Genomic DNA, 26,923 nt, shown 5'->3' on the forward strand with positions numbered 1-26,923 from the left:
CGTCCGACAGCATCACTGCATCACTCCCTCTCCACCCGCACCGTCCTCGGCTCCCCCGAACGCACCGTCAGCGTCGTGCCGGTGACCCCGCCCGCCGCCTCGAACCGGTCCCCCGGGAGGGCCGCGCCGTCGACCAGCATCCGGCCGTACGTACCGGGGAACCGCGCCTCCCACCGGTACTGCGTCCGGGGTGCGGCGTGCAGGGTGAGGGTGGTGCTGGTGTTGCCGTCGTGGCGCAGCGTGAAGCGGTCGTCGCCGATGGGGACATCCGCCGCCTCCACCCACTCGACGCCCTCGTCCCAGCCGCCGCCGACGACGACGGACGGTCCCAAGCGCGACGGACCCGACGGACCCGACAGGCTCGACGGACCCGACGGTCCCGACGGGCCCGGCAGTCGCGGCAGCGTGGTCAAGGCGTGCCGCGCGGCGTCCGGATCCACGCCCATCAGCCCCTCGACGAGCTGCGAGATCAGAGTGAAGGACAGTTCGGGGTAGTCGCCGTTGACGAACCGCCGGGTGGCGTGCCGCTTGTCGCGCTCGCGGTAGATGTGGCGCATCCACTGCCACGCCGTCTCGTTCCGGCCGTGCCGGAAGAAGGCGTCGGGCAGATAGGTGAGGGCCTCCGCGTTCACGGGCCGCCCCTCGGCGGACACCGCCTGGCTCTGCACGTAGTCGAGATAGGCGTCGTTGCGCTCGCCGCTCTCCAGGACGCCCTTCAGCGGCATGAACCAGCTGTTCTCCTTCCCCCAGCCGCTGACCGCCGTCCCGTCGGCGTGGTAGCCGCGGATCGCCGCCGCACCCGAACCCGGCCCGGTCCAGCCGTGGTTGACGTACGCGCGCAGCCTCGCGGCGCGGGCCCGGCACGCGCGTACCAGCTCGGTGTCGTCGCGAGCGTCGGCGAGCGCGGCGACCGCGAGGTAGGCCCGGTACTGCGTCGCGACCGCGTCCCCGGCCTCGACCAGCCGCTCGCCGCCCTCGTTGTACGTGGCCACCTCGTCGAAGATGTGCGTGCCCGCCGCCCCCGCGACCGGCACCGGTCTGCCCTCCAGCCGCCCCGCCTGCTGGGTGACGAAGCCCTCGACCGTACGGCGGCAGAACTCCCACAGCTCCCCGTCGAGATAGCGCCGGTCCCCGCTCCAGCGGAACGCCTCGGCGCACTTCTCGACCAGCTCGAAGGGGGCCGGCAGCTCCCGTACGAACTCCCGCGGGCCGTGGTAGTCGATGGCGAGCGGCGTCCGCGCGTCGAAGTTGACGGCCCACACCGGCCAGTGCCGGTGCTCCGGGGTCGCCGACGCCGCGAAGGAGCGCAGCATCGTGAGGTTCTCGGCGTCCAGGCCGAGGAGGTGGGCCCCGGCGACCTGGTGGGCGGTGTCGCGCGCGTAATAGCCCGTACGGTCCGGGTAGCCCGCCCAGTACGAGGCGGCGTACGGGGCCTCGGCGGTGGGCGGGCGGTGGTTCTCGTCCATGTCCAGCGGGCCCGGCGCGCCGGGCTGCTGCACCCAGCCCGCGGCCTTCTCCTTCGCCCAGTCGAAGATCTCGACCAGTTCGCGGCTGGACGAGGAGACCCTCGGGCGGGCCGGCAGCGCGGGGGACACCATGACGCCGTCGACGGCGACCCACCCCGAGTCCGTACCGCCGCCGGACGCCTCGAACGCGATCTCCAGCCGGTCCCCGGCGCGCAGCTCCACGTCCGTGAGGGTCCAGCGGCGGTAGTCGCCGTCGAAGACGGGGGACGCCTCGGCGACCGTCCTGCCGTTGCGGCGCAAGACGAAGCGGGCGTTCGCGTCCTCCCCGGCGATCCAGGCGGACAGGGAGTGGACGCCGTTCGCGGGGGCGGTCACGGTCTGGGCCGCCGAGGTGATCCCGCGCTGGCCGATCCGGGCGTCGAGGAAGGCGTGCCGGGCGCCGCTGAACGGCTTGGTGCCCGCGACGCCGCTCCGCGCCTCGCCGCCCCCGCCGACCGGGGCCCCTTTGAAGGTCCACCCCTTCGTGCCGTCCTCGAATCCGGGGTTGACGACGATGAGCGGAGCGGTCTGCCGGTCCATGGGATGGCCCATGAGGTTCCCCCTTGCCCACGGCCCCGTGTCCGGCCTTGGAAGCCGGACCCCTGGAAGCAAGTTAGGAGGCTTGTCCGCGGAGCGAAAGCCAAACACCGGAAACGGCGAGCGGGCCGCCCCCGACCCGCTGGTCGGAAACGGCCCGCTCGTCGGAAACTGCCCGCTCGGCAGAATCGGCCCGCTCGTCGGAAACTGCCCGCTCCTCGGAAACGGCCCGCTCGGCAGAATCGGCCTGCTCGTCGGCAACGGCCCGCTCGGCAGAATCGGCCCGCTCGTCGGAAACGGCCCGCCGGCCGGAGACCTGGCCGAGGCGCACCCGCCGCGGACGGCCCGCGGCGTCAGCCCTTCTGCACCGCCTTCTTGAACTCGTCGACGCTCATGGACTGCTTCTCCGAAGGCGGGTTCACCGCGACCGGCTTGCCGTAGTCGGTGAATTCCATGGTGCTCGTCTTGCCGTTCTGCTTCGAGGCGATCTTCAGGAGCTGCGGCTTGCCCTCGGCGGCCACGTAGATCGTGGTCTCCGTGCCGTCCTTGCCCTTCGCGGTGAGCGGCACGCCCCGCTTGCCGCCCTCGGTCGTCTCCTTGCCCTTCTTGAGCTTCTCGTCGCCCGCGTCGTCCTCGGCGATCTTCTTCTGGAAGGTCTTGAGGTCCTCGCAGGAGGACGCCATCTGCTTCAGGACCGCCTCGCTGGTCTTGCCGTGGAGGTAGCGGCCCTTGGCGGCCTTGGTGGCGAGCGCGCCCTTCTTCGGGTCGTTGGTCATGGCGGTCCACACGGCGGCGTCCGGCTTCAGCCACACCTCGTCGCCGCGCTTGACGACCTCGACGGAGCCCTTGCCGCTCGCGGGGGTGGTGGTGCCCGCGCAGTTGTCCTTGTCGTCCGCGGCGATGTCCATCTTCGCGGACGCCGAGCCCGAGGCCGCGTCCATCTTCATGCGCAGCGCGGAGGCGGAGCTCAGTTCGGCGCGCGCCTTCTTGGAAATCTCCTGGGCGGAGAGCCCGTCCAGTCCCCCCTTGCCCTTCGCGTTGTCGGAGCTTCCGGATCCGCAGCCGACGAGGCCCACTGTCGCGGCCGTGCAGATCGCTGCGGCCCACATGCCGTATCGCTTGGTCATTCAGCTCACGCTAACAAAGCCGAAGCCAACAAATGGGACAGAACGGCGAGCGACAGTGACCCGGACCACTCTTGGTGACGGATGAGGAATACGTTCGAAAGTTCCGGTTAGGGGTCCTTGTTGCTGGCGTGACCAGCGGAACTTTTCAGTGATCGGAAGGCAGTAGCGACGTGTCGGCAGTCGAGACCATTCATGTGGACGGGGTGTGGCGCGACGCCGCATCCGGCGCGCAGCGGGAGGTCCTCGACCCCGCAGACGCCCGGCCCCTCGCGACCGTGGCCGAGGGCGGGGCGGACGACACGGACGCGGCCGTCGCGGCGGCCCGGCGGGCCTTCGACTCCGGTCCGTGGCCCGGTACGCCCGTGGCCGAGCGGGCGGCGCTGCTGCGCCGCGTCGCGGACCTGCTCCAGCGCGACCGCGAGGAGATCGCGCTCATCGAGAGCCGGGACACCGGCAAGACCGTGGAAGAGGGCCGGGTCGACGTCGATGACGTGACCAGCGCCTTCCGCTACTTCGCCGACCTCGTCATGAACGAGAGCGGCGGCCGGGTCGTGGACGCCGGCAGCGCCGAGGTGCACAGCGTCGTCGTGCACGAGCCGGTCGGCGTGTGCGCGCTGATCACGCCCTGGAACTACCCGCTGCTCCAGGCCAGCTGGAAGGTGGCTCCGGCGCTCGCCGCGGGCAACACCTTCGTGATCAAGCCGAGCGAGGTGACCCCGCTCTCCACCGTGTACCTGATCAAGCTGCTGGTGGAGGCCGGGCTGCCGGCGGGCGTCGCGAACATCGTCACCGGCGCGGGCGTGCCGGTCGGCCAGCGCCTCGCCGAGCACCCCGACGTGGACCTGTTCTCCTTCACCGGCGGCCTGGCCAGCGGCACCAAGGCGGGCGCCGCCGCCGTCGCCGGGGCCAAGAAGATCGCCCTGGAGCTGGGCGGCAAGAACCCCAACGTCGTCTTCGCCGACGCCTGCGCCACCGAAGAGGGCTTCGACACCGCCGTCGACCAGGCGCTGAACGCCGGTTTCGCGCACAGCGGCCAGGTCTGCTCGGCCGGCGCCCGGCTGATCATCGAGGAGTCGGTCAGCGACCGGTTCGTCGCCGAGCTGGCCCGCCGCGCCGAGAAGATCAAGCTGGGCCGGGGCACCGAGAAGGGCGTCGAGTGCGGCCCGCTCGTCTCCGAGCAGCAGCTCGCCAAGGTCGAGGCGTACGTCACCTCCGCGCTGGCCGAGGGCGCCGCGCTGCGCTGCGGCGGCTCCCGCCCCAAGCCGTCGAAGGTCCGCCCCGAGACCGGCTACTTCTACTCGCCGACCGTCCTCGACCAGTGCCACCGGGGGATGCGCGTGGTGCGGGAGGAGACGTTCGGGCCCATCGTGACCGTCGAGACGTTCCGCACCGAGGACGAGGCCGTCGAGCTCGCGAACGACACCGAGTACGGGCTCGCTGGCGCCGTGTGGACCTCCGACGCGGGGCGCGCGCGGCGCGTCGCCGGGCGGCTGCGCCACGGCACCGTATGGATCAACGACTACCACCCCTACCTGCCGCAGGCGGAGTGGGGCGGCTTCGGGAAGTCCGGCATCGGCCGGGAGCTGGGCCCCGCGGGGCTCGCCGAGTACCGCGAGTCCAAGCACATCTACCAGAACCTCGAACCGAAGGCGGTGCGCTGGTTCGCGGGCTGACCGCGCCCGTACCCGTCCCCGTACAGCGCGTTCCCCGGCCCGTTCGACCTTCGGTTCAACCAGCCCACTCTTCACGCGCAGAACCTTCAGCAGTAGCAGCAGAGGAGCACCCCCCATGCCCGTGTACGACTACGTCGTGATCGGCGGCGGCACCGCCGGTTCCGTCATCGCGTCCCGCCTCACCGAGAACCCCGACATCACGGTCGCCGTCATCGAGGGCGGGCCCACGGACATCGACCGGGAGGACGTCCTCACGCTGCGCAGATGGCTGGGGCTGCTGGGCGGCGACCTGGACTACGACTACCCGACGGTCGAGCAGCCGCGCGGCAACTCCCACATCCGGCACAGCCGGGCGCGCGTGCTGGGCGGGTGCTCCTCGCACAACACCCTGATCTCCTTCAAGCCGCTGCCCGGCGACTGGGACGAGTGGGCGACGGCCGGGGCCGAGGGCTGGGACGCCGAGTCCATGGACCCGTACTTCTACCGGCTGCGCAACAACATCGTCGCGGTGGACGAGAAGGACCGCAACGCCATCGCGAGCGACTTCGTGCAGGCCGCGAAGGCGGCCACCGGCGTGCCGCGCGTGGAGGGCTTCAACAAGAAGCCGTTCCACGAGGGCGTGGGCTTCTTCGACCTCTCGTACCACCCCGAGAACAACAAGCGCTCCTCGGCGTCGGTCGCCTACCTGCACCCGTTCCTCGACCGGCCGAACCTGCACATCATGCTGGAGACCTGGGCGTACAAGCTGGAGCTGGACGGCACCCGCGCCAAGGGCGTCCACGTGCGCACCAAGGACGGCGAGGAGATCCTCGTCGAGGCCTCCACCGAGGTGCTGGTCTGCGCGGGCGCGGTCGACACGCCGCGGCTGCTGATGCACTCCGGCATCGGCCCGCGCAAGGACCTCGAAGCCCTCGGCATCCCCGTCGTCCACGACCTGCCGGGCGTCGGCGAGAACCTCCTCGACCACCCCGAGTCGGTCATCGTCTGGGAGACCGACGGGCCCATCCCGGAGAACTCGGCGATGGACTCCGACGCCGGCCTGTTCATCCAGCGGGACCCCGCGGCGAACGGCCCGGACCTGATGTTCCACTTCTACCAAATCCCGTTCACCGACAACCCGGAGCGGCTCGGCTACGAGAAGCCCGAGCACGGCGTGTCGATGACGCCCAACATCCCCAAGCCGCACAGCCGCGGCCGGCTCTACCTGACCAGCGCCGACCCCGAGGTCAAGCCCGCCCTCGACTTCCGGTACTTCACCGACGAGGACGACTACGACGGCCGCACCCTCGTCGACGGCATCCGCATCGCCCGCGAGATCGCCAAGACCGAGCCGCTCGCCGGCTGGCTCAAGCGCGAGGTCTGCCCGGGGCCGGAGGTCACCTCCGACGAGGACATCAGCGAGTACGCGCGCAAGGTCGCCCACACCGTCTACCACCCGGCGGGCACCTGCCGAATGGGCGCTTCCGATGATGAACTCGCGGTCGTGGATCCCGACTTGAACATCCGTGGCATGCAGAACATTCGTATCGCCGACGCATCGGTCTTCCCGACGATGCCCGCCGTGAACCCGATGATCGGAGTCCTGATGGTGGGGGAGAAGTGCGCCGACATGCTTGCCGCGGCCTCGACACGCGGGGGTGATCGCGCGTGACCAGCACCGCACCCGCGCCCCGCGAAGCGGCGGACGGCCCGAAACCCGACGGCGCGCCCGTCTTCTCCGTACGCAACCTCTGGAAGGTCTTCGGCCCCAAGCCGGAGCGCGTCCCCGGCAGCCCGCTCGCCGAACTCCCCGCCGACGAACTGCGCCGCGAGTCCGGCTGCACCGTCGCCGTCCGCGACGTCTCCTTCGACGTCCGTCAGGGCGAGGTCTTCGTCGTCATGGGCCTCTCCGGCTCCGGCAAGTCCACCCTGGTCCGCTGCCTGACCCGGCTCATCGAGCCGACCAGCGGCGAGATAGCCATCGACGGCGAGGACGTCTGCGGCATGGACCGCGGCCGGCTGCGGGACCTGCGCCGGCACCGCGCCGCCATGGTCTTCCAGCACTTCGGGCTGCTCCCGCACCGCACCGTGCTCGACAACGTCGCCTACGGGCTCGAAATCCAGGGCATGGGCAAGGCCGAGCGGCGCGCCAAGGCCCAGGAGATCGTCACCAAGGTCGGCCTCGCCGGAATGGAAGCGCGCCGCCCCGGCCAGCTCTCCGGCGGCCAGCAGCAGCGCGTCGGCCTCGCCCGCGCCCTCGCCGCCGACCCCGAAGTCCTGCTGTTCGACGAGCCGTTCAGCGCCCTGGACCCGCTGATCCGCCGCGACATGCAGGAAGAGGTCGTCCGGCTGCACCGCGACGAGGGCCGCACCATGGTCTTCATCACCCACGACCTCAGCGAGGCGCTGCGCGTCGGCGACCGCATCGCGCTGATGCGCGACGGGCGCATCGTGCAGTGCGGCACCCCCGAGGAGATCGTCGGCTCGCCCGCCGACGACTACGTGCGCGACTTCGTCCGCGACGTGCCGCGCGAGCAGGTGCTGACCGTGCGCCGCGCCATGCGGCCGGTCGCGAAGACCGACGCGAAGGACTGCGCGACGCTCGCGCCCGACACCACCGTCTCCGACGCGATCGAGGCCGTGGCGCGCAGCGGCGGCCCGGTGCGGGTCGTCGACGACGGACGCTGCGTGGGCGTCATCGACTACGAGTGCCTGCTGGGCGTAGTGGCGGGACTGGACCGGGGAGAGGTAGCGGCGGCATGAGCGCGATGTACGACAGCACGGTGTCGGCGGCGAGCGTCGCCGTCGCGAACGAGGAGGCCAGGGCGGCTTCCGGCGCCGTCACGGACCGGGTCGGGAAGGCCGCGGCTGGCGCCGTCGGCGCGGCCCCGCGCTCCGGGGCGGCGGCCGTCGGCGCCCTCGCGAGCGCCGCGCTGCGCGCGGGCATCGCGTCCCGCCGGGGCACGGACCCCGAACAGCCCTCCGCCGGGCGCAGGTTCGCGGCCTGGGCCGCGCGCGCCGGGTCCGCCGTCGCCGACGCGCTGCGCCCCGAGGTCGCCACCGTCGGCAGCGCCGCCCGCACCGCGCCGCTGCCCGTGGTGCGCCCCGTCGGCGGCTGGTCCACCGCGACCGGCCGCACGGCCGCGACAGCCGGTCCGCCCGGCCGCGCCGCCCGCGGGAGGCGCGTGTGAGCGTCGCCACCTCCGCCGCCCCCGAAGCGGCCCCGACGCCGGTCCTCAGATCGGCCCTGCGGCACCCCGCCGTCCGCAAGCTCCTGCTGCTCGCCGTCCTCGCGGCGATCCTCGTCCCCATCGTCAACGCCAAGTGGGCGAGCGGCAGTTGGCCCCACGCGCTGACCGTCGACGCGTCCGGCCCGCTCGGCAAGGCCAGCGACTGGATCATCGACAACCGCGACAGCCACTGGCTGTTCCTCTACTTCTTCGGCCACGTCAGCAACGCCATCGTCATCTCGGTGCGCGCCGTCTACCTCGTGCTCCTCGCCCTCGGCTGGGCCGGCGTGACCGCCGCCGCCACCCTCCTCGCCTGGCGCGTCGCCGGCGTGCGGATCGCCGTCACCGCCCTCGTCTCCTTCGCGGTGACCGGCCTCCTCGACATGTGGGTGCCGGGCATGCAGACGCTCGCCCTGATGGTCGTCGCCGTCCTCGCCTCCGTCGTGCTCGGCGGACTGCTCGGGCTCGCGGGCGGACTCTCGGACCGTACGTTCCGCATGCTGCGCCCCGTACTGGACACCATGCAGGTGCTGCCCGCCTTCGCGTACCTGCTGCCCGTCGTGATGGTCTTCGGCATCGGCGTGCCCTCCGCGGTCATCGCGACCGTCATCTACGCCGCGCCGCCCATGGCCCGGCTCACCGCCCTCGGGCTGCGCGGCGCCGACAAGGGCGTACTGGAGGCCGTCGAATCGCTCGGCGCCACCGGCCGGCAGCGGCTGCTGACCGCCCGGCTGCCGCTGGCCCGCAAGGAACTGCTGCTCGGCCTCAACCAGACCATCATGATGGCGCTGTCCATGGCCGTGATCGCCTCGATGATCGGCGCGGCCGGCCTCGGCGACCGCGTCTACCAGGCGCTGTCCTCCGTCGACGTCGGCGCGGCGCTCGCCGCGGGCATCCCGATCGTCCTCCTCGCCATCGTCATGGACCGCACGACCGGCGCCGCCGGCGAGCGCATGGGCACCGAGCCGAGCGGCCCCAAGTGGCTGCGCGGCAAGGCCGCCTGGGCGGGCGTCGTGGTCGCTACGGCCGTGGTGGCCATAGCCGGCCGGCTCGCCGGTTCGCAGATCTGGCCCGCGAGCTGGACCGTGGCCATCGCCGGACCCGTCAACGACGCCAAGAACTGGATGGTCGACCACCTCTACTCCGGCGTCCCCGTCGTCGGCGGCACCAACGACTGGGCCGGGCACTTCACCACCTGGGTGCTCGACCCCATCCGCGACGGCCTCCAGGACGCGCCGTGGTGGGGCGTGCTGCTCGTCGTCGCCGCGCTGGCCTGGCTGATCGGCACCTGGGCCACCGCCCTCACCTCCGTCCTCGCGATGGCGGCGATCGGCGTGCTGGGTCTGTGGCAGTCGTCCATGGACACGCTGTCCCAGGTGCTGGCCGCGCTCGTCGTGACGCTGGTCGTCGGCTTCGCCGTCGGCGTCGCCGCCGCCCGCAGCCGCAGGCTGGAGACGGTGCTGCGGCCGGTCCTGGACGTGTTCCAGACGATGCCGCAGTTCGTCTACCTCATCCCCGTGGTCGCGCTGTTCAGCGTCGGCCGCGCGCCGGGCGTCGCCGCCGCCGTGATCTACGCGCTGCCGGCCGTCATCCGCATCACCACCCAGGGCATCAAGCAGGTCGACCCCTCCGCCATGGAGTCCGCCCGCTCGCTCGGCGCGACCAGCGGCCAGCAGCTGTGGCAGGTCCAACTGCCGCTCGCGCGCCCCGCGTTGCTGCTCGCCGCCAACCAGGGCGTGGTGCTCGTACTCGCCGTCGTCACCATCGCCGCCCTCGTCGGCTCCGGCGCCCTCGGCTACGACGTCGTCACCGGCCTCGCCAAGGGCGACCTCGCCACCGGCCTGCCCGCGGGCGTCGCGATCGTCTGCCTGGGCCTGATGCTCGACCGGGTGACGCAGCCGACGGCGCGCCGCGCACGGAAGGGGGCCTGACGTGGCTCGTCATTTCATGGGTCGTACGAACACGCGCCGGCGGACCCTGCTCGTCGCCGCCTCCGGGCTCGGACTGCTCGCCGCCACCGGCTGCGGCGCCGCCGACATGACCAAGCAGGCCTCGCCGTACGTGAACGCCCAGGGCGCGAAGACCGTGACCCTCTCCGTGCAGACCTGGGTCGGCGCCCAGGCGGACGTCGCGGTCGCGAAGTACCTGCTGGAGAAGAAGCTCGACTACCGCGTCGACACCGTGCAGGTGGACGAGGTCCCCGCGTGGGACGCGCTCAGCCAGGGCCGCGTCGACGCCATCATGGAGGACTGGGGCCACCCCGAGCAGGAGCAGCGGTACGTCAAGGACAAGAAGACGATCACCCCGGCCGGCGGGGTCGGCGTCATCGGCCACATCGGCTGGTGGGTGCCGAAGTACTGGGCGGACCAGCACCCCGAGGTCACCGACTGGAAGAACCTCAACAAGTACGCGCAGCAGCTGCGCACCCCGGAGAGCGGCAGCAAGGGCCAGCTGCTCGACGGGTCGCCGTCGTACGTCACCAACGACAAGGCCCTCGTGAAGAACCTCGACCTGGACTACCAGGTCGTCTTCGCGGGGTCGGAGGCGGCGCAGATCACCCAGATCCAGCAGTTCGCGAAACAGAAGAAGCCGTTCCTCACGTACTGGTACGAGCCGCAGTGGCTCTTCAACGAGGTGCCGATGGTGGAGGTGAAGCTGCCCAAGTACACCGACGAGTGCGGGGACAAGGGGGCGGCCGATCCGACGACGGTGGACTGCGAATACCCGACCACGCCGCTTCAGAAGTACCTGAACACGGACTTCGTGAAGCACGGCGGGGACGCGGCGACGTTCTTGAAGAAGTTCAAGTGGTCGAAGGACGAGCAGAACGAGGTGTCGGAGATGATCGCCTCGGAGAAGCTCTCGCCGGAGGTCGCCGCCAAGAAGTGGGTGGAGAAGAACCCTTCTGTGTGGAAGGCGTGGATGCCGTAGCCCTGGCGGGCGGCTGGGGTCCTTGAGGGGCTCGGCTTCGGGGGTGGTTGCGGCCACCCCTGGGGCCGGGCCCTTTTTCGGGGCGCTGCCCCGGGCCCCGGTTCTCAATCGCCGGACGGGCTGGAGGGGCTGGGGTTTTGGGTGTCCTCAAGCGCCGGACGGGCTGGAATGGGCTGGACTTTCGGGTGTCCTCGAATGCCGGACGGGCTGGGGTGGGCTGGGCTTCGAGATCGGGGCGCTGCCCCGGGCCCCGGTCCTCAAACGCCGGACGGGCTGGAATGGGCTGGGCTTTCGGGTGTTCTCAGGCGTCGGACGGGCTGGAGTGGCTCGGCCTTCGGGTTTCGGGTGGGGTGCCGGGTGCGGCGCTTGTCAGAGTTCGATGCGGACGTTGTAGGCGGAGGCCCAGTCGTTGAACTCGACGAGGCGTTCGAGGACGGCGCGGGCGCTCCACGGGCCGCCGACGCCGAAGGAGCCCAGGGGGCGGGCGAGCAGCCGGCGCACTTCGTCCGCGGAGACGATGCGCAGAACCGGAGCGTCGTCAGCGAGGATGTCCTCGGCCTTCCGGCGCAGCGCGCGTTCATAGCCGGCGTCCTGGGTGGAGGGGTACGGATTCTTCTTCCGGTCCAGGACCGAGTCGGGGAGGACGCCGCGCATCGCCGCGCGCAGCAGGCTCTTCTCCCGGCCGTCGAAGGTCTTCATCGCCCAGGGGGTGTTGTAGACGTACTCGACCAGCCGGTGGTCGGTGAAGGGGACCCGGACTTCCAGACTGGCCGCCATGCTGACGCGGTCCTTGCGGTCCAGCAGGAAGTTCTCCCACCGGGTGAGGTTGAGGTAGGTCAGCTCCCGCATCCGGGCTTCGTGTCCGCTCTCGCCGGGCAGGCGCGGGACCTCCGCCAGTGCTTCCTCGTAGCGCTGCTTGACGTAGCGGGTGAGGTCCAGGCGGTCCCACAGCCCGATGTCGCGCAGCGCGCCGATGCCGCCGGCCTTCTCGAAGGGGTGGTACCAGGGGAAGCTGTCGAGCTCTACGGCTTCTCTGTCGTGGAACCAGGTGTAGCCGCCGAACAGTTCGTCGGCGGCCTCACCGGAGAGGGCCACCGTCATGCGCTCCTTGAGCGCGCGGCACAGCAGGAGCAGGGAGTACTCCATGTCACCGGTGGATACCGGCAGGTCCTGCGCTCGCAGGACCGCGCCGCGGACCTCGGGGTCGAGGATCTCGTCGTTGTTCAGCTCGACGATGATGTGCTCGGCGCCGACCCGCTCGGCCACCTCGACGGCGAACGGCGTGTCCGGGTCCTCCCACTGGACGTTGGCCTCGAAGCGCTGCTCGTGTCCCACGAAGTCCACGGAGAAGGCGCGGATCGGCTCGGTGACGCCGCGCCGTTCGCGGGCGGCCGCGGCGAGCGCGGTGATGGCGCTGGAGTCCAGCCCGCCGGAGAGGAGGGTGCCGACGGTGACGTCGGCGACCAGTTGCTGCTCGACGACGTCCTCCAGCAGGGACCGCACGCGGGCCACCGTGGTCTCCAGGTCGTCGGTGTGCTCGCGGGCTTCCAGCCTCCAGTACGTCCGGGTGTCGGCGCCGCTGCGCGAGAACCGGATCGTGGTGGCCGGCAGCACCTCGCGCATGCCTTTGAACACCGCGTGGCCCGGGGTCTTGACGATGCTGAAGATCTCCCGCAGGCCCTCGGCGTCGACGACCGCCTCGACCTCGTCGTGGGCGAGGACGGCCTTGGGCTCGGAGCCGAAGATCACCCCGTCCCCGGTCGTGCGGTAGTAGAGGGGCTTGACGCCCATCCGGTCGCGGACCAGGAGGAGTTCCTCGGTGCGCGGGTCCCAGATGGCGAAGGCGTAGATGCCGGTGAGGCGCTCGGCGAACGAGGCTCCCCATTCCAGGTATGCCCGCAGCACCACCTCGGTGTCGCTGGAGGTGCGGAACTCGTGCCCCAGCGCGAGCAGTTCTTCGCGCAGTTCCTGGAAGTTGTACACCTCGCCGGTGTACGTGATCACCGGGAGGCTGCCGTCGGCCGCGGCGGCCATCGGCTGCCGGCCGCCCTCCGGGTCGATGACCGCGAGCCGGCGGTGGCCGAGGACCGCGTGTTCCGACGTCCACAGGCCGCCCGCGTCCGGCCCCCGGCAGACCATGGTCTCGGTCATCGCCGAGATGACCCCGGCCGCTCCGCTCAGATTTCGTCCGTAGCTCACCCACCCGGCCAGTCCGCACATAGGAATTCCGGTCCTTCCGTCGCCCGCGGGCAGTCAGATAGCTGCTGCGCCGTCGAGCAGAACGTATCGCGTCAATTGGTCCCGACTGGATACATCCGGTTTCCGGAACGCGTTTCTCACGTGCGTATTGACTGTATTGAGTTTCTGCGCATTCGGGTTAAGGGTCGGGTGAAGGGAAGCAGGAATGAGGGTGCCATGCTGCCTGGGGCGGCGGCGAAGGGAAATGCACGGCATCGTCAGAAGCGTCGAATAGCGCTGGGCCGCGCGCACCCGGTCAGACGGTCAGGCGCGGGGAATTTCGTCACTGCCCGAGATTTACGCTCGGCCCCTCGCATCTCAGGTGTTCCGCGCGTCCTCCTGGGCCTTGGGGCTGGGCTGGCCAGCACCCCGGTCACGCCCTGTAGCCATCTGGGTGGTGAAAAGGGGTGAATCAGCAGATCGTGGAGACAGGTATCGGCCACGGCGGCACAGGACCCGACCACCGCCCGCCCCGGCCCGCCCTCGCCCCGTTCCGGCCCGTTCCGCCCCCTCCCGTCCCCGTCGCACTCCCCACGAGAGGACCGATCCCGCCCATGCGTACCTTCGCCGCTTCCCCGGACCAGTCGAGGGACCTGTCGAACCACTCGGCCTGCGTCACCGGCGGGTCGCGCGGGCTCGGCCTGCTGATCGCCGACCGGCTGGCCGCCCGCGGCTGCGCCGTCACCCTGGCCGCCCGCAACGGCGACGAGCTGGGGAACGCCGAGGCGCTGCTGCTCCGCCGCCACCCGCGGGCGAGCGTGCGCAGCGTCGTCTGCGACGTCCGCGACCAGGAGTCCGTACGGGCCCTGATGCGCCGGACGCACGAGACGGCGGGCGGGCCCGACATCGTCGTCGCCAACGCCGGGATCATCCAGGTCGCGCCGCTGGACTCGATCGGGGCCGAGGAGTTCCGGGCCGCCATGGACACCATGTTCACCGGGGCTCTGCACACCGCCCTGGAGGCCCTGCCCTACCTCCGGCAGAGCCCGTACGGCGGGCGGCTGGCGCTCATCTCCTCGGTGGGCGGCCTCCTCGGCGTGCCGCATCTGCTGCCGTACGCGTGCGCGAAGGCGGCCACGAGCGTGCTCGCGGAGGGGCTGCTGACCGAGCTGGCCGCCGACCGGTTGAGTGTGACGGCGGTCCACCCCGGACTGATGCGCACCGGTTCGCATCTGCACGCCCAGTTCGGCGGTGACCGGACGAAGGAGTTCGCCTGGTTCTCGGCGTTGGCCGGGGCCCCGCTGATCTCGATGAACGCCCAGCGCGCGGCCGAGCGCATCGTGTCCGGCGTGGTCCGCCGGCGGGCCAGGATCGTGCTGACCCCGGCGGCGCGTGCCGCGAGCCTCGCCCACGGCATCGCCCCCGCCGCGACGGTCCGGCTCAGCGGCCTCGCGGCCAGACTTCTGCCCCAGGGCACCGGCACGCGGGAGCCGCTGCGTGAGGGCGGGACTCTCGCGCCTCCCGAGGGCTTCGTCGCCAGGCGGCTGCGGGCCTGGGGCAGCGCCATGAACGACAAGGCGGCGGACGCCTACAACCAACGGACCGGGTGAGGCCGCGGGCCGGACGGGCCGGACGGGCTGGAGTGGTCGGCGTCCTGCGGTGACGTGCCGTGGCTTCTTTGGTCCAGACCTATTGACTGGTTGACATGCTCACTCTAGGTTCAGGCCGTCAGTCGTGGCCGGAAAGGAGCACGTCATGATCGGTCGAATGGCTCGGATGGTGCGTCTGCTGGGGGCCGGTCTCGCCTTGGCGCTGGTGTCGCAGGTGCCGGCCGCCGCGGCGAGCGGAACGCCGCGCGAGGACACCTGCGCGGTGAAGTCGAAGCCCGCGGGCAAGGTGCTCCAGGGGTACTGGGAGAACTGGGACGGCGCCGCCAACGGCGTGCACCCGCCGTTCGGCTGGACGCCGATCAACGATCCCCGCATCCAGCAGCACGGCTACAACGTCATCAACGCGGCCTTCCCCGTCATCCGCTCCGACGGCACCGTCCTGTGGGAGGACGGGATGGACTCCACGGTGAAGGTCTCGACCCCGGCCGAGATGTGTTCGGCCAAGGCGGCGGGACAGACGATCCTGATGTCCATCGGCGGGGCGGCGGCCGGCATCGACCTCAACTCGGCCTCCGTGGCCGACCGGTTCGTCGAGACGATCGTGCCGATCCTCAAGAAGTACAACTTCGACGGCATCGACATCGACCTGGAGACCGGGCTCACCGGCGGCGGCAGCATCAAGCAGCTCTCCGCCTCGCAGTCGAACCTCATCCGCATCATCGACGGCGTGCTCGCCAAGATGCCGTCCAACTTCGGCCTGACCATGGCCCCGGAGACGGCCTACGTCACCGGCGGCAGCGTCACCTACGGCTCGATCTGGGGCGCGTACCTCCCCATCGTGAAGAAGTACGCGGACAACGGCCGGCTCTGGTGGCTGAACATGCAGTACTACAACGGCAGCATGTACGGCTGCTCCGGCGACTCGTACCAGGCCGGCACCGTCCAGGGCTTCACCGCCCAGACGGACTGCCTCAACAAGGGCCTCGTCGTCCAGGGCACCACCATCAAGGTGCCCTACGACAAGCAGGCCCCGGGCCTGCCCGCGCAGCCCGGCGCCGGCGGCGGCTACATGTCGACGGGCCTGGTGTCGCAGGCGTGGAACAAGTACAGCGGCGCCCTCAAGGGCCTCATGACCTGGTCCCTCAACTGGGACGGCTCGCGCAGCTGGAGCTTCGGCAACAACGTCAAGGCCCTGCAAGGGCGGTGACGGAGCACGGACGCCGCCCCTGAGCCCCCGTCGAAGGGTTCAGGGGCGATCCGCGGGCCTCAGACCGCGCCCGGCGTCTTGCGGGTGGTCACGCTGAAGCGGTTCCAGACGTTGATGGTGGCGATCAGGGCGATGAGCTGGGCCAGCTCCTCGTCGTCGAAGTGGGCCGCCGCGCGCGCGTACACCGCGTCCGGCACGAAGCCGTCCGTCAGGACGGTCACCGCCTCGGTGAGCGCGAGCGCCGCCTGCTCCTTCTCGGTGTAGTAGCTCGCGGCCTCCTCCCAGGCGTTCAGGAGGTAGACCCGCTCCTCCGTCTCCCCGGCCTTGCGGGCCTCCTTGATGTGCATGTCCAGGCAGAACGCGCAGTGGTTGAGCTGCGAGGCGCGGATCTTGACCAGCTCCGCGATGACCGGGTCGACGCCCTTGCGGGCGGCGGCGTCGAGGGCGATGACCGCCTTGTAGGTGGCGGAGGGCATGGCCTCGGCCAGATCGATGCGCGGGGCGTGGCCGTGGGTGTTCTCGTTCGTCGTCATGGGTACGACGCTACGACCTCACTGGTCCAGCGGTATGGTCCATTTCCATGGCGGAATCGTGGGCCACTTTCGGCCGGGACCTGCACCTCGACCTGACCGGTCCGGGCGGCGTGCGCGCCGCGCTCACCCGCGCCCTGCGCGACGCCGTACGCACCGGGAGGCTGGCGCCCGGCACCCGGCTGCCGTCCTCCCGCTCCCTCGCCGCCGACCTGGCCCTGGCCCGCAACACGGTCGCCGACGCGTACGGCGACCTCGTCGCCGAGGGCTGGCTCACCGCCCGCCAGGGCTCCGGGACGCGCGTCGCGCACCGCACCGTGCCGCGGCCGGGCGCGGTCCGGGCCGCGCCGCCGGAGCGGGACCGGCGCCCCGCCCACGACCTGCGCGTCGGCACCGCCGACGCGTCCGCCTTCCCCCGCTCGGCGTGGCTCGCCGCCGGCCGCCGCGCGATCTCCGCCGCGCCGAACGACGCCTTCGGCTACGGCGACCCCTGCGGCCACCCCGCGCTGCGCGCCGCGCTCGCCGACTATCTGGCCCGCGCCAGGGGCGTACGGACCGACCCCGCGCGCATCGTGGTGTGCGCGGGCTTCATGCAGGGGCTGGCGGTGCTGGGGAGGGTGCTGCGGGCGCGCGGGGTGCGGGAGGCGGGCGTCGAGTCGTACGGGCTCTGGCTCCACCGCGACGTACTGCGCCGGGCCGGGCTGCGGACCGTACCGGTGACGGTGGACGGGCGCGGGGCGCGTACGGAGGAACTGGCCGCGCACAAGGGCGTACGGGCCGCCCTGCTCACCCCCGCGCACCAGTACCCGACCGGGGCCTCGCTGCACCCGGACCGGCGCGCGGCCGTCGTCGACTGGGCGTCGCGCACGGGCGCGCTGATCCTGGAGGACGACTACGACGGCGAATTTCGCTACGACCGGCAGCCGGTGGGCGCCCTGCAAGGGCTGGACCCGGAGCACGTCGTCTACTTCGGCACCGCCAGCAAGAGCCTGGCGCCCGCGCTGCGGCTGGCGTGGATGGCGCTGCCGGGACGGTTGGCGGACGAGGTCGCCGAGGTCAAGGGCGCGGGGGAGTGGGGGACGGGCGCCCTCGAACAGCTCACCCTCGCGGAGTTCATCGCCTCCGGCGCGTACGACCGCCACGTACGCGCGATGCGGCTGCGCTACCGGCGCCGCCGCGACCGGCTCGTCGCGGCGCTGACCGACCGCGCCCCGCACATCCGCGCCACCGGCATCGCCGCCGGCCTTCACGCCGTTCTCGAACTCCCGCCCGGCACCGAACAGTCCGCCATCCAGGCCGCCGCCTGGCAGGGCCTGGCCGTAGAGGGCCTGAACCGCTTCCGCTACCGCGCGCCGAACACTCCGCCGGGCGCTCCGCCGCACGCTCCGCCGGGCGCTCCAGCCGACGGGCCCGACGCGCTGGTCATCGCCTACGGCACTCCGTCCGAACACGCCTTTCCGGGGGTGCTGGAAGCGCTGCTGCGGTCGTTGCCGGGGCCGGTCTAGCGGCGATAGCCGTTCAGGCGGCTTCCGGCTGCTTCTGAAGCCGCCTGGAACGGGCGCGCCCGCAGGGCCGATCGGCGCCGCGTGAAGGAGTTCGCGTCAATCCGGCCGGCCACCGGACAGCAGGCCAAGGGCCCTCCGGGGCTCAGGCCCCCGTTCGGGTGGTATCCGCCGGGGCCTCGCCGAACCGCGCCAAGGCCAGCGCGCCGAGGATCGCGAGGACGAAGCCCGCGACGGCCAGCGGGGTCAGGCCCGCGCGCGTACGGTCGCCGAGCCAGGCCACCCCCACCAGCGCCGGGCCGACGGTCTCGCCGATGACCATGCCTGCGGTCGCCGCCGTCACCGAGCCGCGTTGGAGGGCGGAGGTGAGCAGGAGGAAGGCCGCGCCGCCGCCGACCAGCAGGGCGTACGAGGCCGGGTTGGCCAGCAGCGCCTCGGGCGTGAGGCCGTCGATGAGGCGGACCGCGACCTCCACCACGCCGAAGCCGATGCCCGAGCCGAGCCCCAGGACCGCCGCGCGGGCCCGGCCCGGCAGCCGGCCGGCCAGCGCCCCGATGCCCAGCACCGCCGCCGCGACGCACAGCACGCCGACGCGTAGCGCCGTGGAGCCCGTACGGTCGCCCTCCGCGCCCGAGGCGAGGCCCAGCATGGCGAGGCCGCCGCAGACCACGGCGACGGCCGCCCACTCCACGCCGCTGAGGCGGACGCGCAGCACCCGCGCGGCCACCACCGCCGTTACGGCGAGACTGGCGGCGAGGGCCGCGCCGACGGCGTAGATGGGCAGGGAGCGCAGGGCGACGAGTTCGAGGAGGAAGCCGAGCCCGTCGAGGCCGAGGCCCGCCACGTACCGCCACTGGCCGAGCGCGCGCAGCAGCAGCCGCGCGTCGACGCCCGAGCCGGTGCCGGGCGCGGTCGCGCGGGCGGCGACGGCCTGGAGGACGGACGCGGTGCCGAAGCAGACCGCCGAGCCGAGCGCACAGATCATTCCCAGGAGCACGCCCCGACTCTAGGGCCCGCGCCCGGACGCCTGGCCGGGGCCCTCGGGGCGGCTCCGCCGCGAGGGCGCGCTGAGCGTCGCGGAGCAGGCGGGAGTCCGACGGCAGGGCCTACCGCTGCACCTCGCGCACCCACGCCGTCAGCCCCGCCTCGAACCCCGCGCGCTCGGCCGGCGACAGGCCGTCCAGCGCGCGCAGCAGCGGTTCCCCGCGCCGGGCGACGAAGTCTTCGAGCAGCGGGCGGTACTCCTCGGACACGGACACCAGGACGCGGCGCCGGTTGGCCGGGTCCTCGGTGCGCTCGACGACCCCGGCCCGGCTCAGGCCACCGACCAGTTCGCTGGCGGTGGGCAGCGAGACGTGGAGCCTGCGGGCGATCTCGCTGACGGTCAGCGGCTGCCCGGCCAGCAGCTGGGGGAGCACGGCGCCATGGCGTGCTGTGAGCCCGCGCGTGTCCATCACCTCGCGCAGCCGTTCCGGCATGAGCTCGCGTACGGCCGTGCCGCGGTAGAAGGGTTCCAGGAGCGGTACGAGGCCGACGAGTTGGAGCTCTGCGGGCGTCGGCGACCGGGTCGCCCGTCCGGCGTCGGGGGTGTGCGGCATACTGCGAGTCTAGATGGTTCGGATTTTCTAACTATTCGACTTTCCGAAGGGTGTTGCCCATGCCTGCGGTCAGCTACAGCGACGCGTTGAACGAAGCCCTGGAACGCATGAACGACCTCGGATACGAGCGCGGCCAAGGCGTCGACCTCGCCAATCACGGCCCGATGGGCGCCGAGGCGCTGGCCCTGCTCGGGCAGGGGGACGAGGTGGCCCGCTGGGTGGAGCGCTACCGCCGCGCCATGGCCCACCACGAACCGCCCGCCGCCCGCTTCTCCATAGACCCCGCCGACGAGTCCTCCTGGCGGCCGGCGCTCGGCGAGTTCCACCGGGCCGGGGACTGGGAAGCGCTCTTCGCCCGCCAGCTCTCCGACGACCCCTGGCGCGAGGTGCTCGCGCGGTGGTGGCCCCGGCTGCTCCCCGGCCTGTTCGCCGGACTCACCCACGGCCTCATCCGCACCGCCCACGCCGTACGCGGCCTCTACGCCGCCGGCGACGCGCCGACCGCCCTCCAACTCAACGAACTCGCCCGCGGACTGGCCTACTGGGCGGCCCGCTACGCGGAACTGCCCGGCACACCGCGGCTGCGCGGCCCGTACAGCCTCTCCGCCGCCGTCGCCGCCCTGCCGCGCACGGCGGCGGACAGCCCGATGGGGCCCGCCGCCGTCCGGCGCCGCCTCGACACCCTGGACCGGCAGCCCGCCTACGGCGAGGCGCTGGAGTGGCTGGCCCCCGAGCAGGCGCCGCGGCTGCTGAGCGAGATGACGGCGCAGTTCGCCGACGTCTACCTCGGCCACCCCGAGGTCGCCCCCGTCCCGCTGATCCACGGAGTCACCGCCCCCGCCGCCGCCCGCATCGTCCTCCCGCACCTGCCGCACCCGCTGTACGAGCCGACGCTGGCCGCGCTCTGGCAGGTGCACGCGGCCTTCCTGGTGGCCTTCACCACGGACCGGCGCGACGAGGGAACCGAGGCGTGGCGGTCCGAGGGGGCCGAACCGCCGCCGCTGGACGAACTGGGCGCGCGGGCGGCCGAGCACGGCGACGAGCACGTCATCAAGTTCACCGAGGCGTGCCTGCGCGAGTACGCGCTGCGCCCGGACCCCCGCTACCCGGCCGCGGCGTTCGCGGCCCAGCGCCGCATTACCCCGCTGGACGAGGGGGGAGGCATCAAGGGCATACGGGCCTGAGGCGGGTTCGCGAACGTACGGGTCCGGGGCGGCGTCGGGGGCGTACGGGCCGGGGTGCGACTGGATGAGCCGGGTGAGCCGGGCGGGCCGACGCCTCACCACGAGGCGCCGGCCCAGCTCGCGTACGCGCAGCCGTCAGGCCAGCACCTCCCGCAGCTGCTCCAGCCCCCAGTCCAGGTCCTCCTTGCTGATCACCAGCGGCGGGGCGATGCGGATGGTCGAACCGTGCGTGTCCTTGACCAGGACGCCGCGCGCCATCAGCTTCTCGGAGATCTCGCGGCCGGTGCCCAGCGCCGGGCTGATGTCGACGCCCGCCCACAGCCCGCGCCCGCGCACCGCGTCGACCTTGCCGCCGCCGACCAGCAGCCCGAGCTCGCGGTGCAGGTGGTCGCCGAGCTCGGTGGCGCGCTGCTGGTACTCGCCGGTCCGCAGCATCGCGATGACTTCGAGGGCGACGGCGCAGGCCAGCGGGTTGCCGCCGAACGTCGAGCCGTGCTCGCCGGGGCGGTAGACGCCCAGGATCTCGTGCGAGGCGACCACCGCCGAGACGGGGACGACGCCGCCGCCGAGCGCCTTGCCGAGGACGTACATGTCGGGGACGACGTCCTCGTGCTCGCAGGCGAAGGTCCGGCCCGTGCGGCCGAGGCCGGACTGGATCTCGTCGGCGATGAACAGGACGTTGCGCGACCGGGTCAGCTCGCGGACGCCCGCGAGATAGCCCGGCGGCGGTACGAGCACGCCGGCCTCGCCCTGGATCGGCTCCAGGAGCACGGCCACCGTGTCGTCGTCGACGGCCGCCTCCAGCGCGGCCAGGTCGCCGTACGGGACGATCTCGAAGCCCGGCGTGTACGGGCCGAAGTCCGCGCGGGCCTCCTCGTCGGTGGAGAAGCTGACGATGGTGGTGGTGCGGCCGTGGAAGTTGTTGTCGGCGACGACGATTTTCGCCCGGCCGTCCGGTACGCCCTTCACCCGGTAGCCCCACTTGCGCGCGGTCTTGACGGCCGTCTCGACGGCCTCCGCGCCCGTGTTCATCGGCAGCACCATCTCCTTGCCGCACAGCGCGGCGAGTTCGGTGCAGAATTCCGCGAACCGGTCGTGGTGGAACGCGCGCGAGGTGAGGGTCACCCGCTCCAGCTGGGCCTTGGCGGCGTCGATCAACCGCCGGTTCCCGTGGCCGAAGTTGAGCGCCGAGTACCCGGCGAGCATGTCGAGGTAGCGGCGGCCCTCGACGTCGGTCATCCAGGCGCCGTCGGCGGTCGCGACGACGACCGGCAGCGGGTGGTAGTTGTGCGCGCTGTGCTGCTCGGCGGCGGCGATGCTGCGTTCCGTGGAGGTCGCGGAAGTCAATGTGTGCTCCGTTCGTATCGGGGCCCGTCCTGTGCTCATTTGTATCGCCGCGCGCCCGGAAAAGGGAGATCCTTCGCGAATGCGGGCGCCGCACAGGAGGAGTTGATCCGGCCTATATGCTCCGTTATTTTCCCCGGATGCGATCGAAACTGTTTGCGAAGCTCAGGGGGGCGCCGACCGCGCGCGAGGGCTCGGGCCGTCGCACCGCCACGGCGCTGCTGACCGGACTCACGCTCGTCGGGGGATTCGCCGCCGCCCAGCCGGCCGCGGCCGACGCGGCTGCCGCGCCCGAAGCCGCCGCGCCCAAGCTGGTGAAGGAAAGCCAGGATCGGACCAGGACGTACCACCTCAACATCGACTGGAAGAACGACTACGACAACCTCGGCAAGGCCGTCACCGGGCTGGAGAAGTCGGGGGCCGTCAAGACCGCGAGCGCGCTGAGCGTGGCCCAGTCCGCGCAGCACACCGGACGCAAGGGGCTCTGCCACAACACCGAGCTCGACGGAACGCTCAAGTGGGACGGGTTCTGCTGGGACCCGAAGGACGACGCGGGCAAGGACTGGACGCCCCAGGGGCTGACCGGTTCGCACGACGCCAACCGGACCGGCACCATCGACGGCCACCACCTGTACGTCGCCAGCTGGCACGGCGCGGGCGGCAACAAGGGGCACCGGGTCTCCATCGCGGAGTCCGACGGCACCAAGATGACGTACGGCCACGTCCTTCTCGTCCGCCCGACCGGCGGGGCGCAGGGCTTCGCGCCGGTGGACGGCCGGCACGCCGACGGCGTCGTCTGGTACGGCAGCAAGCTCCTCGTCGCCAACGGCAACGAGCTGGAGGTCTACGACATGCGTCACCTGTGGAAGATGGACAGCCGCGAGGAGCGGGTCGGCATGTCGGGCGGCAAAGCGTCCGCCCGCTGGCACGACTGGGCGCTGCCCATGGTCGCCCGCTACACGACCGGCCCGCGCGACGGAGCGCCGGGCGCGTGCGAGCCCGGCGGCCCCGGCACCATCTGCCTCAGCTCGCTGAGCCTGGACCGCGCCTCCGGCACCCTGGTCTCCGGCGAGTTCACCAAGCACCACGGCGGCGGCCGCATCGCCCGCTGGTCGCTGGACGAGGCGACCGCCATGCCGAAGTCCACCACCTCCGACAACGTCGGCACCGCGCAGGCGTCGGTCTCGTACGTCTCTCCCGTCTCCGACATGCAGGGCGTCGCCTCCGACGGCGAAACCTTCTACATGGCGGGCCTGTGCCCCGGCGACGACCCGGAGAAGGACGCCCAGTACTCGTGCCTCCAGTACGCGGCGCCGGGCGGTGAGGTCCGTACGCTCACCAAGGGCCCCATCTACACCCAGAACCTGTCCTGGGACCCGAACGCCAAGCGCCTGTGGGGCCTGAACGAGCGGCCGGGCAAGACGGTCGTCTTCTCCATCAAGACCACGCGGTAGTACGCGCCGCCACGAGGCGCGGGCCCGGCCGCGCTCACCCGTCGCTGCTGCCGAACGCAGTGGGCGGCGTGAGCTCGTCGGGACTGGCGAGGCCCGTGAAGAGCGGAGTGCGTCTGGGTTGCGATTCGGCCACGAACCCTTCTGAGGGGTCGGAAGGTTGGATTCCGGGCGATCGTCGAGTCATGCCAGAACGTGCCGACAAGCAGTCCTCCGGCGTAGAGCGCGCCCTCACCGCAGGCTGTCTCCTGTTTCTCGTACTGGTGGCGGTGGTGGCGGCCGGGCTGTTGGTCTTCCTCGTGGCCGCCGCCCGGCGGTTGGGCCGGGACACCGGCGGCGGGAAGACGGCGACGACCGGCGAGCCGGCCCTGGACTGGGGGCCGGTGCTGGGCTCCGGCTCTCTGGCCCTGGCGGCCGGCGTAACGGCGGTCCTGCTGCTGCGGGGCGGCCGCCGAATCGGGTACGTGCTGCTGACGCTCTGCGTTCTCCTGACAGTCCGAACGCTGGGGTCCTTGTCCTGAGGCAGGCGCCATCAAAGACGCCTTGGCATCGAAGGACCTGGTGCGGGCACGGACCTCTTCGACCTCTTCGACCTCTTCACGCCGTACGTGCTCGTGCCCCGCCCCGTAGAATGGCGGGGCACATCGCGACTGGCGCGCGTGGAAGAGACCACGAGGGAACGGTGTGCGGCAACCGCCACGAGGTGCCGCCCGCCTGGGCACCCCGGGAGACCGACCGGAACACCGATCGCCCCGGAGGACGCCATGACCACGCCCGCGCACTCATCCGTACCGCAGCAGTCCGCATCGCACCCCGCCCTGGCCGCCGCCGACCCCGAACTCGCGGCGCTCGTCGGCGCGGAGGAGCGGTTGCAGGCCGACACCCTGCGCATGATCGCCAGCGAGAACTACGTGTCGGCGGCCGTGCTCGAAGCCACCGGCACCGTCCTCCAGAACAAGTACAGCGAGGGCTACAGCGGCAAGCGGTACTACGAGGGCCAGCAGAACATCGACCTCGTCGAGAACCTCGCCGTCGATCGCGCCAAGCGGCTCTTCGGCGTCGAACACGCCAACGTCCAGCCGTACTCGGGCTCGCCCGCGAACCTCGCCGTCTACCTCGCCTTCGCCGCGCCCGGCGACACGGTGCTCGGCATGTCGCTGCCGATGGGCGGCCACCTCACGCACGGCTGGGGCGTCTCGGCCACCGGCAAGTGGTTCAAGGGCGTGAGCTACGGCGTACGCGCCGACACCGGGCGCACCGACCTCGACGAGGTCCGCGACCTCGCCCGCAAGGAACGCCCGAAGATCATCTTCTGCGGCGGCACGGCCGTGCCCCGCACCATCGACTTCGCCGCCTTCGCGGAGATCGCCCGCGAGGTGGATGCCGTCCTCGTCGCCGACATCGCCCACATCGCCGGGCTGGTGGCGGGCGGCGCGCACCCCTCCCCGGCGCCGTACGCCGACGTCATCTCCACCACCACCCACAAGACCCTGCGCGGCCCGCGCGGCGCGATGCTCATGTCCCGGTCCGCCCGCGCCAAGGCCCTCGACAAGGCCGTCTTCCCCGGCCTCCAGGGCGGCCCCCACAACCACACCACCGCCGCCATCGCCGTCGCCCTCCACGAGGCGGCCCAACCCGCCTTCCGCGACTACGCGCACGCCGTCGTCGCCAACGCCAAGGCCCTCGCCGAGGCGCTCCTCGCCCGCGGCTTCGACCTGGTCTCCGGCGGTACGGACAACCACCTCATCCTGCTCGACCTCACCTCCCGCGACGTGCCGGGCAAGGTCGCCGCCAAGGCCCTGGACCGGGCCGGGATCGTCGTGAACTACAACACCGTCCCGTACGACCCGCGCAAGCCCTTCGACCCCTCCGGCATGCGTATCGGCACCCCCTCCCTCACCTCCCGCGGCCTCACCGCCGACCACATGCCGGCGGTCGCGGAATGGATCGACCGCGGAGTGCGCGCGGCGCGCGCCGGTGACGAGGCGGCTCTCGCCGCGATCCGATCCGAGGTCGGGGAACTGATGGCCGCGTATCCGGCCCCTGGCCTGCCGCTCGCCGACGAGGGCTGACGGGGGCTGACGCCTTGGCGGTCCCCCGGGGGTTCCGGGGGACCGCTCGGGACCGGAGCGGACCCGGCCGGCGCTCCCAGTGCAATGATTACGATCATGGATGAAGGCAGACAGAAGCGAATATTCTTCGGCACGCTCTTGGGGATGGTCCTCGCGGCCTACTTACCGACTGGCATCACCCTGGGGGAACGGCCGATCGTGTCGCTGTTCGTCGGCGGCATAGTTTTCTCGATCGTCAACAAGCTGATCTTGACCTACCCGAGCGAGATCAGGAGCGCGCCGCCCATCACGCTGCTCATCCTCGGTCTCGTAGGAATCGTCCAGGACAGCCTGATCTGGCTGCTCGCCTCTTGGCTGGTGGGCACCCAGTTGGAGGCCGGTCTTCACGTCGACGGCTTTGGAGGAGCTTTGTTGGGCGGTGTTGTTGTCCGGGCCGCAGCCTTGGCCTGCCTCGCGATCCCGACGCGGAAGGCGAAGCAGACGAGTGATTCGTAGTCGGGTGTAACTCTTCTTCAGGAAAGCGCCGAGCCGGCAGAGCGCTTGTCGGGGGGGCATAGGCCGGGCGGGGCTGGACGAGTACGACGGCGCGCTCTCGGAAGATCAGCGCAAGTACACACGCTGCCAATCGGCGGACCTCATGTCCTGGGCCGCGTCGGCGAGTTCGATCGCCGACGCGGTCTTGAGTTTCGCCCGCGTGGTGTCGACCCACTCCTGCGCGTTGCTGTAGCCCTGTTCGAGGTACTCGATCCCCTGGATCATGCATTCCAGCTTGTCCGCGTCATGAGCGACCATGACCTCCAGCGAGTTGCCGGTCTCGTACTCCTCGACGACGGCTCGGATACCCGCGGCGACCGACGGGTGCGCGTTCGCGACCTGGTCGGCCGTGACGTCCTCGTTCCTCGCCGCCTTCAGGTAGCGGCGGCCGACCCAGGGAATGTCGCCGATACGTGTTTCCTGTGTGTCGTGGAACGTGCACAGCAGCGCCACCTGCGCGGGGTCCGCGCCTTCCAGCATGGCCAGAACCGACCCGATGACCGCGGTACGGAAACTGTGCTCCGCGATCGTTTCCGGGTCCTTGACACCGACGATCCACCAGCCCGACCGCTTAGCGCGCTTCAGCGCTCCCATTTCCATGAGGTAGCTCATGGAGCCCTTGGCGTGCTGATCGTCACTCATGCGGCCGTCCTTCCGGAAGGAACATGGATAGCTGAGTCCCAGACCGTATTGCACTGCGTCATTGCGCGGCGTCGAGCTCGCGTCGGGAC

The 26,923-nt window shown here is 71.7% G+C and carries 23 protein-coding genes and 1 riboswitch; of the genes, 15 read left to right on the forward strand and 8 right to left on the reverse strand.

What is annotated here, in order from left to right:
- Window positions 1-20: 20 nt before the first annotated feature.
- Entirely contained in the window at window positions 21-2,057 is a 2,037-nt protein-coding gene (locus AB0I49_RS34510) for a hypothetical protein (protein WP_363231150.1), read from the reverse strand.
- 70 nt (window positions 2,058-2,127) lie between these two features.
- On the opposite strand from AB0I49_RS34510, the gene AB0I49_RS34515 reads away from it, so the two are divergent.
- Window positions 2,128-2,421, forward strand: a complete 294-nt coding sequence (locus AB0I49_RS34515) for a hypothetical protein (RefSeq protein ID WP_363231151.1) — start codon at window positions 2,128-2,130, stop codon at window positions 2,419-2,421.
- On the opposite strand, the gene AB0I49_RS34520 is transcribed toward AB0I49_RS34515, so the two are convergent.
- On the reverse strand, window positions 2,396-3,169 hold the full coding sequence (locus tag AB0I49_RS34520; RefSeq protein ID WP_363231152.1) for a hypothetical protein: 774 nt from the start codon (window positions 3,167-3,169) through the stop codon (window positions 2,396-2,398). The two genes, AB0I49_RS34515 and AB0I49_RS34520, sit on opposite strands and share 26 nt — an antisense overlap.
- A 170-nt stretch (window positions 3,170-3,339) precedes the next feature.
- On the opposite strand from AB0I49_RS34520, the gene AB0I49_RS34525 reads away from it, so the two are divergent.
- The 6 genes from AB0I49_RS34525 (at window position 3,340) to AB0I49_RS34550 (ending at window position 10,982) form a co-directional block, all read left to right on the forward strand.
- Window positions 3,340-4,842, forward strand: coding sequence for an aldehyde dehydrogenase family protein (locus AB0I49_RS34525; RefSeq protein WP_363231153.1), 1,503 nt, complete (start codon window positions 3,340-3,342; stop codon window positions 4,840-4,842).
- A 115-nt stretch (window positions 4,843-4,957) separates the two neighbouring features.
- On the forward strand, window positions 4,958-6,493 hold the full coding sequence (locus AB0I49_RS34530; protein ID WP_363231154.1) for a GMC oxidoreductase: 1,536 nt from the start codon (window positions 4,958-4,960) through the stop codon (window positions 6,491-6,493).
- Window positions 6,490-7,584 carry a betaine/proline/choline family ABC transporter ATP-binding protein gene (locus AB0I49_RS34535; RefSeq protein WP_363231155.1) on the forward strand — a complete coding sequence of 365 codons (1,095 nt, stop codon included), beginning with the start codon at window positions 6,490-6,492 and terminating at the stop codon, window positions 7,582-7,584. The genes AB0I49_RS34530 and AB0I49_RS34535 overlap by 4 nt, the downstream gene beginning before the upstream one ends.
- Entirely contained in the window at window positions 7,581-8,012 is a 432-nt protein-coding gene (locus AB0I49_RS34540; protein WP_363231156.1) for a hypothetical protein, read from the forward strand. The genes AB0I49_RS34535 and AB0I49_RS34540 overlap by 4 nt, the downstream gene beginning before the upstream one ends.
- The gene (locus AB0I49_RS34545) at window positions 8,009-9,982 is read left to right on the forward strand and encodes an ABC transporter permease subunit (RefSeq protein WP_363231157.1); all 1,974 of its coding nucleotides are present in this window, start codon (window positions 8,009-8,011) and stop codon (window positions 9,980-9,982) included. Before AB0I49_RS34540 ends, AB0I49_RS34545 begins: the two co-directional genes overlap by 4 nt.
- A 16-nt stretch (window positions 9,983-9,998) precedes the next feature.
- Window positions 9,999-10,982 (forward strand): ABC transporter substrate-binding protein, encoded by a 984-nt coding sequence (locus tag AB0I49_RS34550; RefSeq protein WP_363231158.1) that lies wholly within the window; start codon window positions 9,999-10,001, stop codon window positions 10,980-10,982.
- 369 nt (window positions 10,983-11,351) lie between these two features.
- Here AB0I49_RS34550 and asnB read toward each other — a convergent pair whose 3' ends face one another.
- Complete coding sequence (gene asnB / locus AB0I49_RS34555; protein ID WP_363231159.1) at window positions 11,352-13,202, reverse strand: asparagine synthase (glutamine-hydrolyzing); 1,851 nt, start codon at window positions 13,200-13,202, stop codon at window positions 11,352-11,354.
- Between the two features lie 572 nt (window positions 13,203-13,774).
- Between asnB and AB0I49_RS34560 the strand changes: the two genes are divergently transcribed.
- Entirely contained in the window at window positions 13,775-14,770 is a 996-nt protein-coding gene (locus tag AB0I49_RS34560; protein WP_363231160.1) for an SDR family oxidoreductase, read from the forward strand.
- A 157-nt stretch (window positions 14,771-14,927) separates the two neighbouring features.
- Window positions 14,928-15,977 (forward strand): chitinase, encoded by a 1,050-nt coding sequence (locus AB0I49_RS34565; protein WP_363231197.1) that lies wholly within the window; start codon window positions 14,928-14,930, stop codon window positions 15,975-15,977.
- Between the two features lie 59 nt (window positions 15,978-16,036).
- On the opposite strand, the gene AB0I49_RS34570 is transcribed toward AB0I49_RS34565, so the two are convergent.
- Window positions 16,037-16,510 (reverse strand): carboxymuconolactone decarboxylase family protein, encoded by a 474-nt coding sequence (locus AB0I49_RS34570; protein WP_363231161.1) that lies wholly within the window; start codon window positions 16,508-16,510, stop codon window positions 16,037-16,039.
- Window positions 16,511-16,557: 47 nt separating this feature from the next.
- Between AB0I49_RS34570 and AB0I49_RS34575 the strand changes: the two genes are divergently transcribed.
- Window positions 16,558-18,012 (forward strand): PLP-dependent aminotransferase family protein, encoded by a 1,455-nt coding sequence (locus AB0I49_RS34575; RefSeq protein ID WP_363231162.1) that lies wholly within the window; start codon window positions 16,558-16,560, stop codon window positions 18,010-18,012.
- A 142-nt stretch (window positions 18,013-18,154) separates the two neighbouring features.
- Here AB0I49_RS34575 and AB0I49_RS34580 read toward each other — a convergent pair whose 3' ends face one another.
- On the reverse strand, window positions 18,155-18,994 hold the full coding sequence (locus AB0I49_RS34580) for a hypothetical protein (protein WP_363231198.1): 840 nt from the start codon (window positions 18,992-18,994) through the stop codon (window positions 18,155-18,157).
- 121 nt (window positions 18,995-19,115) lie between these two features.
- On the reverse strand, window positions 19,116-19,607 hold the full coding sequence (locus tag AB0I49_RS34585) for a MarR family transcriptional regulator (protein ID WP_363231163.1): 492 nt from the start codon (window positions 19,605-19,607) through the stop codon (window positions 19,116-19,118).
- Between the two features lie 59 nt (window positions 19,608-19,666).
- Between AB0I49_RS34585 and AB0I49_RS34590 the strand changes: the two genes are divergently transcribed.
- Complete coding sequence (locus AB0I49_RS34590) at window positions 19,667-20,791, forward strand: questin oxidase family protein (RefSeq protein ID WP_363231164.1); 1,125 nt, start codon at window positions 19,667-19,669, stop codon at window positions 20,789-20,791.
- 135 nt (window positions 20,792-20,926) lie between these two features.
- On the opposite strand, the gene rocD is transcribed toward AB0I49_RS34590, so the two are convergent.
- A complete protein-coding gene (rocD, locus tag AB0I49_RS34595; protein ID WP_363231165.1) occupies window positions 20,927-22,138 on the reverse strand; it encodes an ornithine--oxo-acid transaminase in 1,212 nt (403 codons plus the stop codon).
- 137 nt (window positions 22,139-22,275) lie between these two features.
- Here rocD and AB0I49_RS34600 point away from each other — a divergent pair, with 137 nt between their 5' ends.
- From AB0I49_RS34600 to AB0I49_RS34615, 4 genes are all read left to right on the forward strand, one after another.
- A complete protein-coding gene (locus tag AB0I49_RS34600; RefSeq protein WP_363231166.1) occupies window positions 22,276-23,589 on the forward strand; it encodes a hypothetical protein in 1,314 nt (437 codons plus the stop codon).
- A 182-nt stretch (window positions 23,590-23,771) separates the two neighbouring features.
- Window positions 23,772-24,107, forward strand: a complete 336-nt coding sequence (locus AB0I49_RS34605; RefSeq protein ID WP_363231167.1) for an inner-membrane translocator — start codon at window positions 23,772-23,774, stop codon at window positions 24,105-24,107.
- A 115-nt stretch (window positions 24,108-24,222) separates the two neighbouring features.
- Window positions 24,223-24,313, forward strand: a riboswitch (ZMP/ZTP riboswitch).
- 37 nt (window positions 24,314-24,350) lie between these two features.
- A complete protein-coding gene (gene glyA / locus AB0I49_RS34610; protein ID WP_363231168.1) occupies window positions 24,351-25,658 on the forward strand; it encodes a serine hydroxymethyltransferase in 1,308 nt (435 codons plus the stop codon).
- 96 nt (window positions 25,659-25,754) lie between these two features.
- The gene (locus AB0I49_RS34615; RefSeq protein WP_363231169.1) at window positions 25,755-26,153 is read left to right on the forward strand and encodes a phage holin family protein; all 399 of its coding nucleotides are present in this window, start codon (window positions 25,755-25,757) and stop codon (window positions 26,151-26,153) included.
- Between the two features lie 105 nt (window positions 26,154-26,258).
- Here AB0I49_RS34615 and AB0I49_RS34620 read toward each other — a convergent pair whose 3' ends face one another.
- Window positions 26,259-26,834, reverse strand: coding sequence for an HD domain-containing protein (locus tag AB0I49_RS34620; protein ID WP_363231170.1), 576 nt, complete (start codon window positions 26,832-26,834; stop codon window positions 26,259-26,261).
- Window positions 26,835-26,923: the final 89 nt, after the last annotated feature.

Source organism: Streptomyces sp. NPDC050617, from assembly GCF_040654795.1.
GTDB lineage: Bacteria > Actinomycetota > Actinomycetes > Streptomycetales > Streptomycetaceae > Streptomyces.